Raw genomic sequence first — 14,430 nt, 5'->3', positions numbered from 1 at the left:
GTCGACAAACCCGTTTTTTAGTAGTAAAATAGCCGTTAAGACGGTCTCCGATGAAGATAAATATACCTTACGGAAAAAAGCAGGTCGGTGTTTCCATCCACGAGAAGAACCTTCTGGGTATCCTCCATCCCAATAGGTCGCACAGCAGGAAACCCGAATCCCGCATAATAAAAGAAGCGATACTCCACCCCATGGGTTGCTGCCGGCTCAGGGACCTGGTCTCGCCCAAAGAGACGATCGCCATAGTCGTGCCGGACCTCGCAAGGGTATGTCCCCGTAAGCTTATAATCCCCATATTGCTGGATGAGTTAAAAAAGGGCGGGATAAGGGATAAGGATGTGACGATCTTCATGGCGGTCGGGATGCTCACACCCCCGACAAGGCCGGAGATCGAAGAAGCTTTCGGGAAAAAGATCGTCAAGCGGATAAAAATAAAGATCCACGACCCCTCGGACAGCTCAAACCTGACCAATCTCGGATATGTCGCCAACGGCGTCCCGGTAATAGTCAATAAACATATGCTATATAACGACCATGTCATCTCTATCGGCGTCATCGAGCCGCACCTGCACGCAGGTTTCTCGGGCGGGCCGGAGACGCTGAGCATAGGCATGGCCGGCGAAGAGACGATAAGGTTCACCCATTCTCCGAAATTCATCGATAAACCGGGCGCGAAACCCGGAGTCATCAAGGATAACCCCTTCCACCGCTGGATCATGGAATTCGCCTGCATAGCTAAACTGAAATTCATAATAAACGTCGTGAATGACGACCTGGGGCGCACGATATTCGCGACCGCGGGCGAACCGCAACTGGCTTTTTACAGGGGAATAGAACACGCGATGCTCCATTACAGGGTGAAGGTGGATGAACCGGCCGACATAATCATCTGCGGAGTGGGCTGGCCCAAAGACGTCAACCTCTACCAGGCGTCACGCGCCCTGACCTACCTGACCAACACGCAGAAACCCATCGTCAAAAAGGGCGGGCTTATACTCATCTCCGCGCGATGCGAAGACGGCATAGGTAAAGGGCTGGGCGAACGCAGGTTCTATGACGCTATGATAAAGGCGAAGAGCCCCGCCGAGATCGTAAAGAAGATGAAGAACAAGACTTGTCTTGCCGGAGAACAGAGGGCGTATGCCGTGGCAAAGTCCCTTCTTTTTGCCGATTGCGCGTTCGTCGGGACAAAATTCCCCGATATGGCAAAGAAGATGAAGATGTTGTCTTTTAAAGATATGGATGAGGCGCTGGAATACGCTTTTGCCACCCGCGGAAAGGACGCGAAGGTCTATGTCGTCCCGCACGCGCTCGTAACCCTGCCAGTATCGCGATGACCTTATTGGAAAAAGAGCTTAAAAAGATCATCAAAGGGGATGTCCTTTTTGATGATGTGACCCGCCATATCTATTCCTTCGGCGCCTCGATCTATAAGATCAGACCGAAAGGCGTCGTCATCCCTAAGGACAAGGACGATGTCGCCGCGCTGGTCAAATATGCCTTCCGGAACAATATTCCCCTTACTGCCCGCGGCGCGTGCACAAGCCTCGCCGGCCAGGCGGTGGGCAACGGCATAATAATCGATTTCACCAAATACATGAACAAGGCCATCGACTATAAAGGCGGCGACACGGCCACTGTCCAGCCCGGAATCGTCTACGGCGAGTTGAACAAGTTGTTGGCCAGGTACGGGAAATTCTTCCCGCCCGACCCTTCAAGCGGGGATTACTGCACGATAGGCGGGATGATCGCCGATAATTCGGGCGGGCCGCATTCGGTGAAATACGGCACTACCGCGGATTGGGTCCTTGAACTCGAGGCCGTCCTCGCGAATGGCGACCGGGTAAGCCTTGTGCCGCGCGTGAAGATAAGAGATATCTCGGTACCGCTCGCGGAATTACTTAAAAATAGCGAAGAAGCCATAAAGAGATCCGTTCCCAGGGTCATGAGGAGCTCGAGCGGATACAATGTCTACGATATCCTTAAAGGCGATTGGGTAGACCTGGTGAAATTGATGGCCGGTTCCGAGGGCACTCTCGCGATCATAACCGAGGCGAAACTGAGATTGGCGCCCCTGGCCGGGGTGCGCGCATCGCTCCTGTTATTCCTGAAAGACCTGCAGTCGATAGCGGACATAGTGGCGGAACTGCGTAGCCTATCGCCATCCGCCATAGAGTTCATGGACGAGACTTTTATCGGACTCGCCGTCGAAGCGGAACCGAAACTCAGGGACCTTCTCCGGAAGGGGGCGAAGGGGGTATTGCTCGTCGAGATGGAAGAGAACAGCACGCCGTCCCTCGACGGGAAGATAGATGCCGTAAAAGACCGGCTCCTTGAAGCGAGGAAGCTCATATCGGGGATGAATGTCGCCAGGGACGCGGACGAGCAAGACCGCCTTTGGGGGGTCCGGCGCGCGGCAGTCCCGATCACCAACAGGATAAAAGGGAAGAAGCGCCCGGTCCCGTTCATCGAGGACGCGATAGTCCCGCCGGAGAACCTGGGCGATTTTATAATGGGCGCTTACGCGATATTTGAAAAATACGGCGTCGAGGCATGCGTCTACGGGCATGCCGGGGACGGCAATATGCACATACGCCCGCTCCTCGATATGAGGGATAAGGCGGACCTCGCCAAGATCGACGGGATCGCCGACGATTTTTACAGGATGGTCATCTCGCTCGGCGGCTCGACGACAGCCGAACACGGCGACGGCATATTGAGGGTCCCGTATCTCAAGAAGCAGTTCGGCCCGCTTTACGATATCTTCGTCCGGATAAAGGATATCTTCGACCCCAAGGGCATTTTAAATCCAGGAAAGAAGATAGGCAAGGACGCGACTATCACGCACGACCTGATCTACGACGCCGGCATAAAATATGTCGATACGAAGACCGTGTTCGATTCGGAGAAGATAAGGGAGGAGATCGGGAAGTGCCATGCCTGCGGCCTTTGCAGGAACGTATGCCCGGTAAATATCAGCCTGCCGCAGGAACTCGCTTCGCCGCGCGCCAAGGCCGCGATACTTAAGGCCGTCATTACCGGAGAGCTGGATAAGAGGATGTTAAGGGACAAGGCCATTAAAGGCGTCCTTGACCTGTGCATCAATTGCAAGTCCTGCCGCGTAGAATGCCCGACCGGCGCGGACGTCTCCGAACTTTGCGCCCTGGCTAAAGAGATATACGTAAGGGAATGGGGCGTGCCGTTCTCCCAGTCTGTCCTGGAAAATATGAGGTTCCTCGGTTCGGCCTCGGCCGAATTAACGGTCCTCGCCGATATTTTCATGTGTTCAACGTTCGGCAGGCGCCTCATGCAGTCCTCCCTCGGCCTGGACAAGAGGCGCGTCCTGCCCAAGCCGAGCGTACCGACGTTCGAAAAGAGGAAATTGAGCGGGAAGAGCGGCAGGAGGAGGGTCGCGTATTTTTATGGTTGCTTTGTGAATTTTTTCAATGCAGATGCAGAAGGAGCAACCACGCTTAAGGTATTCGAGAAGAATAATATAGAGGTCGTCATCCCTCGCCAGAGATGCTGCGGCATCCCGAGCATATCATCCGGCAACACCGACGCCGTCAGGAAAGACATCGCCTATAACCTAAAATACCTTAACGAGGCGGTGAAGTCGGGCTGCGATATCGTGACAGGATGCCCGAGCTGCGGGCTCGCCCTTAAAGAGGATTATCCGAGGATACTCTCTACGCCCACGGCTCTGCTCGTCTCGCAGAAGACATTCGATATCCACGAATATCTCTGGATCCTGTTCAACGAGGGCGAGATGAATACTGATTTTAAGCCATCGGGCAAGAGCGTCGTATTCCATGCCCCCTGCCACCTCAAAGCCCAGGAGATCGGCGATCTGCAGCAATGCCTGGTCGAACTGGTCCCGGGAGTGTCGATAAAGAAGATCGCGGATTCATGCTGCGGCATGGGCGGGACGTTCGGGCTCAAAAAGGAGAATTATGATCTCTCGCTTGCCATCGGGGAAAGGTTGTTCAGGGAGCTAAAGGAAGCGAAAGCCGACTATATCCTGACAGGCTGCGGAGCGTGCAAGTCCCAGATATCGCAGGCCACCTCAATGAAGGTCATTCATCCTATCGAATTCCTCGCCGACCACTACTAGGAGACACTTCACTTTCTTAACTGTTTGAGAATTATCTCCGCGGCGCGCCTGCTTGCACCGGGCCCGCCCAATTCCGCTTTTGCCGCGGCAAGCCGCGCCTTCATCGCTTCCGTCTTTTCCGGGGAGGAGAAGAGAGAGGAGACCTCTGAGGATATCTTAGATGGCGTCGCGTCGAATTGTACCAATTCCGGCACTATCTTTTCGCCGGCGATAATATTCACGAGGCCTATATTCGGGACCTTGACCAGCAGTTTCCCGACGAGCCACGTAAGAAGAGAGACCTTATATATTATCAGCATCGGCTTCTCTAGTATCATCGTCTCGACCGTCGCGGTCCCGGAAGCGACCAGGACCAGTTCCGCGGCGTTTATGCAGTCATACGGTTGACCTTCCGCGACCGCGGGCTTAAGCGGCGCCTTCTTTAGTATTTTTTCGTATGCGGAGGCACTTATCTCCGGCGGCTTGGCAAGTATGAACTGCGTATCCCCGAACCTGTCCTTTATCCGTTTGGCGGCTTTGAGCATTATAGGGAGATTTCTTTCGATCTCGGTGAGGCGCGATCCGGGCAAGAGGGCTATCGTTTTGAAGGCCGGTTCAAAGTTGTATTTCTTCAGGAACTCTTCCCTGCCGAAGGAGGGTTTAACCACGTCGAGCAGGGGATGCCCCACGAATTCCACGTCTACGCCTTCCTTCGCGTAAAAATCCTTCTCGAATCCCAGGATGACTAGCATCTTGTCGACGTATTTCTTTACGATATTCACGCGTCCCTTGCGCCATGCCCATATCTGAGGGCTTATGTAATACATGACAGGGATGCCGCGCTTCTTTGCCTCTTTCGCGAACCGCAGGTTGAATTCCGGATAATCGATAAGGATGACCGCGTCAGGTTTTTCGGAATCGAGCTTTCCCGCGAGGAGGTTAAACGCGGCCTTGAATTTCCCGAGGCTGCTTAATATCTCGAGGAGGCCGATGACCGAGAGGTCTTTTATGTCCTGGAACGATTGCAGGCCGGCTTTGATCATCTTCCCGCCGCCCATGCCGGTGAGTTTTATGTCCGGCTCGAGCTCTTTCAACGCGAGAGCGAGGCTTGAGCCGTGCAGGTCGCCCGAAGCCTCGCCCGCTATTATCATTATCTTTTTAGGCATTGTTCTTCAGGTTTTCCCTTATCGCGTCCTCTATCTGCAGCGCGAATTTAAGCGCGTCGCGCCCTTCCTCGCCGGAGACGAGCGGCCGCTCGCCGGTCCTCGCGCAGTTTATGAAGGCCTCGAGCTCTTTTTTTAGCGGCTCTTCCTTTTTGATGTTTATAAGTTTTCCGGTGATCCTGTTGTTAACCTTCCTATAGAGCACCGCTTCCTGCTTGATGTAATCGAGCGATACATAGCAGTCGTCCTTAAAGAGGCGTATCTTGCGCATCTCGGATTTCGTTACGCGGCTCGCGGTCAGGTTCGCGACAGCGCCGTTCTTGAACCTTATCCTGACGTTCGCGAGGTCCTCGTGGTCGGTCAGGATATTGACGCCGACCGCGTCTATCGAGGCGACCTCAGACCTGACGAGGCCGAGTATTATGTCTATGTCGTGTATCATCAGGTCGAGGACTACGCCGACGTCGAGGGCGCGTTTCTTGAAAGGGCCGAGCCGGTGGCATTCGATGAACCTGACGTTGCCCGGTATCTCGTCGAGGGCGCGGACCGCGGCGTTGAACCTTTCGATGTGCCCGACCTGGATGATGAGCTTGCGCTCCCTTGCGATATTCAACAGGTCATCGGCCTCGCCGACGAATTTTGTCACCGGTTTCTCTATGAGGACGGATATACCGTTTAAGAGGCAATCTTTGGCTACGTGGTAGTGGAGTTCGGTAGGGACGACCACAGAGGCGCAGTTTATTACGCTGAACATCTGTTTGTAGTCGGTGAAGGCGTTTGTCCTGTATTTCCTTGCGAATTTCTTCGCGCGCCTGATATCGGTGTCGCATATCCCGGCGAGCTCGACGCCCTCCATGCCCGCGTATATGCGCGCATGGTGCTGTCCCAGGTGCCCGACTCCTATTACCCCGACCTTTATCTTGTCCATTTTTCGCCTTTCGAGCTATTTTATAGGATAAAAAGTGCGTTTGCAAGGGCAATTTCGCCTTTACAGCCCCCGTCGCCGTATGGTAAGATTTAATGTAATGAAACTCTACCTCCGTTTGCTTAAATTCATAAAACCGCATATCCCGACATTGCTGTTGGCGAACCTGTGCATGCTGATAAACAGCGTCATCTTCGGGTTCGTGACAACCGCGGCCATATTTCCCATCATAAATAACGTCCTGCGCAACGCCCCGATGAGCGTGCCGGATAAGATGCCGCAGTTCCTCAAGGATTTCATAAGTTACTCCAATACGGTCCCGCGTCTCGACCTTTTCATGTATATCATCATCGGCATAGTCGCGGCCTTTTTCTTCAGGGGCATGTTCACTTTCTTCCAGGGATTCCTCATGACCGATGTGAGCACGAGGGTCCTCACCGACTTAAGGCGGTCGATATACGATAAACTCCTCCGGTTCTCTCTCGATTTTTATAACAAATCGCACACCGGCGCACTGGTCTCGCGCATCATCTACGACACCAGCATAATACAGAATTCCGTGACAGAAGGCCTTACGAACCTCGTCTACCAGTCTTCCCAGGTCGTCGTCTATATATTCATGATCTTCTTCCTGCGGGCGGTGTTCAACATCAGCTGGCTGCTCCTTCTCCTGAGTTTCGTGGTATTCCCGCTGATAATGTTCCCGATAGTGCAGATAGGCAAGAAATTAAGGAAGATCTCCAGGCAGACGCAGGAGCAGATGGGGAACGTCACCACGACCCTCGTCGAGACCATAGGCGGCATGCGCATCGTGAAAGCCTTCTCGATGGAGCCTTACGAAAGGGATAAGTTCGCCGAACAAAACAACGGGTTATATAAGATGTTCATGAGGTCGGCGAAGAGAGAGAAGGCCCTCGACTGGCTGACCGAATTCACGGCCGTCGGCTGCGGCTGCGTCATATTGTGGATGGGAGGAAGGGAGTTCATCGCGAGGGGCGTGGACCCGGCGGGTTTTATCGCTTTTATTTTCGCCATATTCATGCTTGCCCGGCCTCTTAGCGCCCTCGGCAAGATAAACTCCATCAACCAAAAGGCCCTCGGCGCGGCTGAGAGGATATTCGAGCTACTGGATATGGAGATGACGGTCCGCGAAAAGCCGGGCGCCGCCAAAATGGATGATTTCCGCGGCAGTATCGTATTCGACAAGATCGATTTCTCGTATGAAAAAGAGGCCGTGCTCAAAGGCATAGATCTCACGGTGAAGCGGGGCGAGATCCTCGCCATAGTAGGGCCCAGCGGCAGCGGAAAATCCACCCTGGTGAACCTCATCCCCAGGTTTTATGATCCGAATAACGGACGCATCCTTATTGATAACAATGACATAAAAGAAGTGACCTTTGACTCGCTGCGCGGCCAGGTAGGCATTGTCACGCAGGAGACGATACTCTTCCACGATACGATAAAGACGAATATTGCCTACGGGAACCAGGCCGCTTCAGGCGAGGAGATAATAAACGCGGCCAAGGTCGCCAACGCCCATGATTTCATATCAAAACTGCCCAAGGGATATGACACGATAGTCGGCGAGAGGGGTTACCGTCTTTCCGGCGGCGAGCGCCAGAGGATAGCAATAGCCCGCGCCGTGCTCAAGGACGAACCTATTTTGATACTGGACGAGGCGACTTCCCAGTTAGACATGGAATCCGAGAAGCTGGTGCAGGACGCCCTGGAGAAGCTCATAAAGGGCAGGACCGTCTTTGTGATCGCCCACAGGCTCTCAACCGTCAAATTTGCCACCAAGATCATCGTCCTGGACAAGGGCAGGATAGTCGAGACAGGAACCCACGAGGAATTACTCCGCAAGAATGGCCTCTATAAACGTCTCTATGACCTCCAGTTCTTAGAAGAAAAAGGCTTGAATTAACCCCCTAATTGTGCTAAAATCACCCGATTATCGAGCCCCTAACATAAAGAGGGGCGAGATCCTTGACCGCAGTCAAGGACAGAAAGCAAATAAACATAAGGAGGAGGTTTCGTTGGCAGCTACGCAGACTATAAAACAGTTACTTGAAGCGGGAGTCCACTTCGGCCACCAGAAGAAGCGCTGGAACCCCAAGATGAAGAAGTTCATCTTCGGAGAGAAGAACGGCATCTACATTATCGACCTGGAAAAGACCGAGAAGGCGCTGGAGAGGGCGCTCGGCTATTTGAGGGAGATAGCCTCAAAAGGCGATATAATCCTCTTCGTGGGGACGAAGAAACAGGCGAAGGACGTCATGAAGGAGGAGGCCCTGCGCAGCGGCATGTTCTACGTGACCGAGCGCTGGCTGGGCGGCATGCTCACAAACTTCGCGACGCTCAAAAAATCGATAAAAAGGCATAAAGATATCACCCGGATGAAGGAAGACGGCACCATGGAGAAGCTTTCCAAGAAAGAAGTGGCAAAGCTTACCAGGGAGCAGGCGAAACTCAACCGCGTCCTCGAAGGCGTGCTTGATATGGGCAAGGTCCCTGCCGCCATTTTCATAGTCGACTCGAAGAAAGAGGAGATCGCCGTCGCCGAAGCGAATAAACTGGGCCTGGCGGTAGTCGGGCTCATCGATACCAACTGCGACCCGGACAAGATAGATTACCCGATACCCGGCAACGACGACGCCATCCGCTCGATAAAACTTATTTCGGGCATGGTCTCTGACGCGATAATGCAGGGAAGGAAGGCCTACCTCGACGGAAAAGCAGCGGAAGAAGCAAGGGTCGCGGCCGAAGCCGGCGAAGAAGAGAAGGTCGAAGTGGACGAAGAAGCGGTCGAAGACCTGAGCAAGCAGGTCCTCAAGGGAAAGAAGGCCGCCCCGGAAGAACCCGTAGCGAAAAAAACCAAAAAAACAACGAAGGTCTAAATAGATGACAGCCACAGCGAAGATCAAAACTGAAGACGTAAAGAAATTAAGGGAGACCACCGGCGCAGGGGTCATGGATTGCAAGGAAGCGCTGGCCAAGTCCGGCGGCGATTTCAATAAGGCGATGGCCATCTTGAAGGAGAAGGGATTAAAGATAGCCGAGAAGAAGGCCGCCCGCACAGCCAAGGCCGGGCTCATATCCTCTTACGTCCATCACGACTCGAGGATAGGCGTCCTGGTCGAGATCAACTGCGAGACGGATTTCGTGGCGAGGACCGATGATTTCCAGAAATTGTGCCGGGACCTCTCGCTCCAGGTAGCGTCGACAAGCCCGAAATACCTCAAGAAGGAAGACGCGCCGAAAGACTTAAGCGAAGAGGAGATAAAACAGGCCTGTCTTTTCGAGCAGGCGTTCATCAAGGACCCGGCGCTTACGATCAAGGATTACGTGACGCAGATCATAGCAAAGACCGGCGAGAATATAGTAGTCAGGAGATTCATAAGGTACCAATTAGGAGAATAAGGCGATGGTCAAGACGGTCAAGCCGCTGTTCAAGAGAGTGCTCCTGAAGATAAGTGGGGAGGCGTTAAGCGGCGACCGTGGTTACGGCATCGACCCTCAGGCCTGTTCCAATATCGCCGAGCGGATAAAGGAAGTAAGGGAGCTGGGAATAGAGGTAGCCGTAGTCATCGGCGGCGGAAATATCATCCGCGGCGAGAAATTCGCGGCAAAAGGGATGGACCGCTCGACCGCCGACTACATGGGCATGCTCGCGACCGTCATAAACAGCATGGCGCTGCAGGATTCCCTCGAGAAGATAGGTTGTTTTACCAGGGTCCAGACTGCCATACAGATGGAGCAGATCGCCGAGCCGTATATCAGGCGCAGGGCGATCCGCCATCTCGAAAAAGGCCGCGTGGTAATATTCGCCGGCGGCACCGGTAACCCGTATTTTACCACTGATACCGCGGCCGCGCTCAGGGCCGTGGAGGTCTGCGCGGATGTCATACTTAAGGCGACGAAGGTGGACGGCATATATTCGGCCGACCCGGTCGTCGACAAACACGCCAAGAAATACGACAAACTGAAATATATAGAGGTCATAAATAAGGGGCTCAAGGTCATGGACACGACCGCGATAAGCCTCTGCATGGATAACCGCCTGCCGATCGTCGTATTCAATTTAAACGTCAAAGGCAATATCAAACGCGCCTGCCTCGGTGAAAAAGTAGGCACGACCGTCTCATAAGAAGAAGGAGAGGGCGAGATGGACTTCGAAGGCCATACCATAAAAGAGATCCTGATCGACACGGAAACGAGGATGAAGAAGAGCGGGGAAGTGCTCTCGCACGAGTTTTCCACGGTTCGCACAGGCCGCGCGACGCCGGCGCTTGTCGACGGCATAAGGGTAGATTATTTCGGCACGCCGACGCCCTTAAAATCGCTCGCGGCGATATCGACTCCCGACGCGAAACTCATAGTGATCCAGCCGTGGGACGCGACGGTCTGCGGCGATATAGAGAAGGCCATATTAAAATCCGATCTCGGGATAACGCCGGTGAATGACGGGAAACTCATCCGTCTGCAGATACCGGACCTCTCGAAAGAGCGCCGCATCGAGCTGGCCAAGGTGGTAAAGAAGATGGCCGAGGACGGCAGGATATCCGTAAGGAACGTCCGCCACGCGGCGATAGAGCATTTGAAGAAGATCGAAAAAGAGAAGATCATCACGGAAGACGAGAAGTTCACCGGCCAGGACGCTATCCAGAAGCTGACCGACAGGTATATCGCCAAAGTCGAAGAACTCTTGGCAGCCAAAGAAAAAGAGATAACAGAGATTTAGCAAGTGAGCCGCTAGCTCATCCGGTAGAGCAACGGCCTTTTAAGCCGTGGGTGCTGAGTTCAAGTCTCAGGCGGCTCACCAATTTTTTTACGGCGAACCCGACATGCTAGACTTAAAATTCATAAGAGATAATCCCGATAAGGTGAAGAAGGCCTGCGAAGAACGCGGCAAGCCCGCGGATATCGACGGCCTGCTCGCGCTTGACGGGAAACGCCGCGAACTCCTCAAGGAAACGGAGGAGATAAAGCGCAATAAGAATATCGCCTCGGACGAGATAGCGAAACTTCTTCGCGAGAAACAGGATGCCAAGGCGAAGATCTCCGGGATGAAGGCGATCTCGGAAAAAGAAAAATCTATCGACGAGGAAATAAGGGCTATAGATAAGGATATCCAGGCCGCGCTGTATAATATCCCGAATATCCCGCACGAGTCCGTGCCTGTCGGCAAAGATGCCTCCGCAAATAAGATAGTGAAGACGTGGGGCAAGGAGAGGAAACTCGATTTCAAGCCGCTCACGCATATCGAGCTGGGCGAATATCTCGATATATTGGACTTCCCGCGCGCCGCGAAGATAACCGGGAGCAATTTCCCGCTCTTTAAGGGCGACGGGGCGAAACTTGAGCGTTCTTTGATAAACTTTATGCTGGACCTTCACACGAAGGAGCACGGGTACAGGGAGATCTTCCCGCCGTTCTTGGTCAACCGCGCCGCGATGACAGGGACGGGCCAGCTGCCTAAATTTGAGGAAGATATGTACCGGCTGAAAGACGAGGACCTGTTCCTTGTCCCGACCGCGGAGGTGCCGCTTACGAACCTCCATATGAACGAGATACTCGACGAGGAAGCCCTTCCGGTCTATTACACGGCCTATACGGCGTGTTTCAGGCGCGAGGCCGGCTCTTACGGAAAGGACACAAAGGGGCTGATGCGCGTCCACCAATTCGACAAGGTCGAGTTGGTCAAATTCGTGAAACCCGGCACGTCCTATGACGAGCTCGAGAAACTCGTCGGGAACGCCGAGAAGGTCCTCCAGAAACTCGACCTGCAATACAGGATCGTCGCGTTATCTACCGGCGATTTAAGCTTCTCGGCCGCGAAATGCTATGATTTTGAGGCATTCGCCCCCGGCGTCAACGCCTGGCTTGAGGTCTCGAGCTGCTCTAATTTCGAGGATTTCCAGGCGAGGCGCGCCAACATAAAATTCCGCTCCAAAGATACGGGCAAGTCCGAATATGTCCATACGTTAAACGGCTCGGGCGTGGCCATGGCGCGCACGGTCATCGCCATACTCGAGAATTACCAGAACAAGGACGGCAGCGTGACTATCCCGGAGGTCCTCCGGCCTTATATGGACGGAAAAGACAAAATAGTCCCGCCGAAAAAATAATGGGCCGCATTACAAAATTCATCGTCTCGATACTCGCCATACCGTTTGTCATCTCCGCCTCTTATTCTCTGTATCACGAGATAGGAAAGATCTATTCGGTCGACAGTAACCAGTGGTTTTTCCTTCTCGGCATCGTCGTCTACCTGATAATGCACACGGTGCTCTTCAAACCGAATGTCGTATATATCTTTGGGCACGAGCTGACTCACGCGCTGGCGATGTTCGTCTCGGCCGGGAAGGTCAAGAGCTTCAAGGTCTCGAAGAAGGGCGGGGAGGTGAAGGGGACTAAGGCAAACCTGTTCATCAGCCTCGCGCCCTATTTCTTCCCGACGTATACCCTGGTGATGATCCTCATCTGGTACATCGCCAGGCAGATCTGGGATATAAGGGATTTTATCGGCGTCTTCCTTTTCGCGGTCGGACTGACGCTGACTTTTCATTTCGTCATGACTGTCGAGTTCCTGAAGACGAAACAGCCGGACCTGGTCAAGAGCGGCTACCTCTTTTCGATAGTCCTGATATACCTGATAAATTTAAGCATCGCGGCGGCCATACTGAATTTCGTGTTCTTTGATTTCTCGTTAAAAAATTACGCGATAAACGCTTACGAGGTCGGGAGGGATATGTACCTGTGGCTCTTCAGGCAGATGTTTTCCTTGAGGCGCGCGTAAGCTATATGATATAGTTGTGTAATTCGCGATACTTTTGGATATGCCAAAGCGAGTATCCCGACGACATATTCGTCGGGATACTGCTCGCTACCACTAAAATAGAGCGAGCGGAGAGGTGGCTGAGCGGTTGAAAGCGGCAGTCTTGAAAACTGTTGTGGGTGTTATGCCCACCCCGAGTTCGAATCTCGGCCTCTCCGCCATAAAATTTCCCTTAGGAATAAGAGGGCTAACATGTTTCGGAAATATTTTAGCTTATCGTTAATTTTGTTCTTTATATTTTCTTTTGGAATTTGCTCTGCCGAACCCAAAGGAGGCGTTAATATGAACCTTACATCTCCTGAATTTTCCAACAACGGCAACCTGCCTAAAAAATTCACCATTGACGGGCAGGGCGTGAACCCTGAGTTGGATATCGAAGGCATTCCCGCCGGGACGCAGAGCCTCGTGCTTATAATGGACGATCCTGATGCGCCGTCCGGGACGTTCACCCACTGGGTCGTATATGACATCCCGGTTGTTTCAAAGATCGAAGAGAACAGTATTCCGGGAACAGAGGGGCTTAATACTTTAAGGAAGAATAAATACGTAAGTCCTGCGCCGCCTAGCGGGACGCACAGGTATATATTCAGAGTTTACGCGCTGGACCTGAAACTTAACCTTCCCAAAAACGCAAGCCGTCTGACCGTTGAGAAGATGATGACGGGGCATGTGCTTGGGAAGGCGGAGTTGGTGAGTTTATATAAACGAGGTAGATAAGCATGAATCCCGCGGGATATACCCGCGGGATCCGCTTCACTACCACCAAGATTGAGTTCGCGGAGAGTTGGCAGAGCGGTCGAATGCGGCGGTCTCGAAAACCGTTGTCGACGTAAGTCGACCGGAGGTTCGAATCCTCCACTCTCCGCCAGTGATACCAATTCGAACCCTTGTTCTCCTCATCCAGGAGGGCAAGGGTTTCGATTTTGGTATGAGCGACGTAATAGGGCTTAAAATCCTTTTCTTCCCCTGTAAAAAGGCTGTAGAAGTCCGCGTCCTTGCTCAGCACCGGTTCAAGCATTATGGGCGAAAGCAGCTCTTTAAGCGCTAGGGCAGAAGAGATGGTGTCCTTACTCAGGGTCTCGCGCAGGTTCGCCAACCGATGGTCTATCCATTCCTTAGGAGGCGTTTTGAAGCTCTTCTTCTCCTGGAACTCCAGAGACCCTATTTCTCCGGTCAACTCCTCGTTCTTCTTCTCGGCAGAGGAGAGGGCCTCTGAAACCGCTTTCGAGAGATTACCTGTTCTGATAAAATTCAAGTAATTGTTTATCTCCTGCTGTACCTTCTCGTATTGCGCCTTCTTTTTCTTTACCTCGTCCGGTATCGTATTAAGGCCTTCTGCGGCCGCCTTCTCCACCTTTTTATAGACATATTCGATGTTCTCCGCGGTCAGCAGCTTCTCTTTTAGCTCGGC

General features: G+C 53.1%; 12 protein-coding genes and 3 tRNA genes. 13 read left to right on the top strand and 2 right to left on the bottom strand.

The window, feature by feature from the left end:
- Positions 1 to 50 precede the first annotated feature (50 nt).
- Both larA and WC317_04575 read left to right on the top strand, forming a co-directional pair.
- A complete protein-coding gene (gene larA / locus WC317_04580) occupies positions 51 to 1,337 on the top strand; it encodes a nickel-dependent lactate racemase (protein ID MFA5339410.1) in 1,287 nt (428 codons plus the stop codon).
- Positions 1,334 to 4,114 carry an anaerobic glycerol-3-phosphate dehydrogenase subunit C gene (locus WC317_04575; protein MFA5339409.1) on the top strand — a complete coding sequence of 927 codons (2,781 nt, stop codon included), beginning with the start codon at positions 1,334 to 1,336 and terminating at the stop codon, positions 4,112 to 4,114. Before larA ends, WC317_04575 begins: the two co-directional genes overlap by 4 nt.
- 8 nt (positions 4,115 to 4,122) lie before the next feature.
- On the opposite strand, the gene lpxB is transcribed toward WC317_04575, so the two are convergent.
- Both lpxB and WC317_04565 read right to left on the bottom strand, forming a co-directional pair.
- Entirely contained in the window at positions 4,123 to 5,259 is a 1,137-nt protein-coding gene (gene lpxB, locus WC317_04570; protein MFA5339408.1) for a lipid-A-disaccharide synthase, read from the bottom strand.
- Positions 5,252 to 6,184: a Gfo/Idh/MocA family oxidoreductase gene (locus WC317_04565; GenBank protein MFA5339407.1), complete on the bottom strand. Its 933-nt coding sequence runs from the start codon at positions 6,182 to 6,184 to the stop codon at positions 5,252 to 5,254. Before WC317_04565 ends, lpxB begins: the two co-directional genes overlap by 8 nt.
- Before the next feature lie 97 nt (positions 6,185 to 6,281).
- Between WC317_04565 and WC317_04560 the strand changes: the two genes are divergently transcribed.
- The 11 genes from WC317_04560 to WC317_04510 all read left to right on the top strand — a co-directional run bounded on the left by WC317_04560 (position 6,282) and on the right by WC317_04510 (position 13,887).
- Complete coding sequence (locus WC317_04560) at positions 6,282 to 8,105, top strand: ABC transporter ATP-binding protein (protein MFA5339406.1); 1,824 nt, start codon at positions 6,282 to 6,284, stop codon at positions 8,103 to 8,105.
- Between the two features lie 112 nt (positions 8,106 to 8,217).
- Positions 8,218 to 9,078, top strand: coding sequence for a 30S ribosomal protein S2 (gene rpsB / locus WC317_04555; GenBank protein ID MFA5339405.1), 861 nt, complete (start codon positions 8,218 to 8,220; stop codon positions 9,076 to 9,078).
- Between the two features lie 4 nt (positions 9,079 to 9,082).
- A complete protein-coding gene (tsf, locus tag WC317_04550) occupies positions 9,083 to 9,601 on the top strand; it encodes a translation elongation factor Ts (protein ID MFA5339404.1) in 519 nt (172 codons plus the stop codon).
- A 4-nt stretch (positions 9,602 to 9,605) separates the two neighbouring features.
- Positions 9,606 to 10,328, top strand: coding sequence for a UMP kinase (pyrH, locus tag WC317_04545; GenBank protein ID MFA5339403.1), 723 nt, complete (start codon positions 9,606 to 9,608; stop codon positions 10,326 to 10,328).
- A gap of 18 nt (positions 10,329 to 10,346) precedes the next feature.
- Complete coding sequence (gene frr / locus WC317_04540) at positions 10,347 to 10,922, top strand: ribosome recycling factor (GenBank protein MFA5339402.1); 576 nt, start codon at positions 10,347 to 10,349, stop codon at positions 10,920 to 10,922.
- Positions 10,923 to 10,927: 5 nt separating this feature from the next.
- A tRNA-Lys gene (locus WC317_04535) sits at positions 10,928 to 11,003 on the top strand.
- A gap of 22 nt (positions 11,004 to 11,025) precedes the next feature.
- A complete protein-coding gene (gene serS / locus WC317_04530; protein MFA5339401.1) occupies positions 11,026 to 12,309 on the top strand; it encodes a serine--tRNA ligase in 1,284 nt (427 codons plus the stop codon).
- Positions 12,309 to 12,980, top strand: coding sequence for a hypothetical protein (locus WC317_04525; GenBank protein MFA5339400.1), 672 nt, complete (start codon positions 12,309 to 12,311; stop codon positions 12,978 to 12,980). The genes serS and WC317_04525 overlap by 1 nt, the downstream gene beginning before the upstream one ends.
- 109 nt (positions 12,981 to 13,089) lie before the next feature.
- A tRNA-Ser gene (locus tag WC317_04520) sits at positions 13,090 to 13,180 on the top strand.
- A gap of 121 nt (positions 13,181 to 13,301) precedes the next feature.
- Entirely contained in the window at positions 13,302 to 13,736 is a 435-nt protein-coding gene (locus WC317_04515; protein MFA5339399.1) for a YbhB/YbcL family Raf kinase inhibitor-like protein, read from the top strand.
- Positions 13,737 to 13,797: 61 nt separating this feature from the next.
- A tRNA-Ser gene (locus WC317_04510) sits at positions 13,798 to 13,887 on the top strand.
- The last annotated feature ends 543 nt before the right edge of the window (positions 13,888 to 14,430 follow it).

Source organism: Candidatus Omnitrophota bacterium (assembly GCA_041653595.1).
GTDB lineage: Bacteria > Omnitrophota > Gorgyraeia > Pluralincolimonadales > Pluralincolimonadaceae > Pluralincolimonas.
The sequence above is the reverse complement of the archived record's forward strand: the minus strand, read 5'-3'. Positions and strand labels throughout refer to the sequence as shown.

Bases quoted from the DNA above. Each gene is read 5' to 3' on its own strand.
- larA (MFA5339410.1), top strand. From the start codon at position 51: ATGAAGATAAATATACCTTACGGAAAAAAGCAGGTCGGTGTTTCCATC.
- WC317_04575 (MFA5339409.1), top strand. From the start codon at position 1,334: ATGACCTTATTGGAAAAAGAGCTTAAAAAGATCATCAAAGGGGATGTC.
- lpxB (MFA5339408.1), bottom strand. From the start codon at position 5,259: ATGCCTAAAAAGATAATGATAATAGCGGGCGAGGCTTCGGGCGACCTG.
- WC317_04565 (MFA5339407.1), bottom strand. From the start codon at position 6,184: ATGGACAAGATAAAGGTCGGGGTAATAGGAGTCGGGCACCTGGGACAG.
- WC317_04560 (MFA5339406.1), top strand. From the start codon at position 6,282: ATGAAACTCTACCTCCGTTTGCTTAAATTCATAAAACCGCATATCCCG.
- tsf (MFA5339404.1), top strand. From the start codon at position 9,083: ATGACAGCCACAGCGAAGATCAAAACTGAAGACGTAAAGAAATTAAGG.
- pyrH (MFA5339403.1), top strand. From the start codon at position 9,606: ATGGTCAAGACGGTCAAGCCGCTGTTCAAGAGAGTGCTCCTGAAGATA.
- frr (MFA5339402.1), top strand. From the start codon at position 10,347: ATGGACTTCGAAGGCCATACCATAAAAGAGATCCTGATCGACACGGAA.
- serS (MFA5339401.1), top strand. From the start codon at position 11,026: ATGCTAGACTTAAAATTCATAAGAGATAATCCCGATAAGGTGAAGAAG.
- WC317_04525 (MFA5339400.1), top strand. From the start codon at position 12,309: ATGGGCCGCATTACAAAATTCATCGTCTCGATACTCGCCATACCGTTT.
- WC317_04515 (MFA5339399.1), top strand. From the start codon at position 13,302: ATGAACCTTACATCTCCTGAATTTTCCAACAACGGCAACCTGCCTAAA.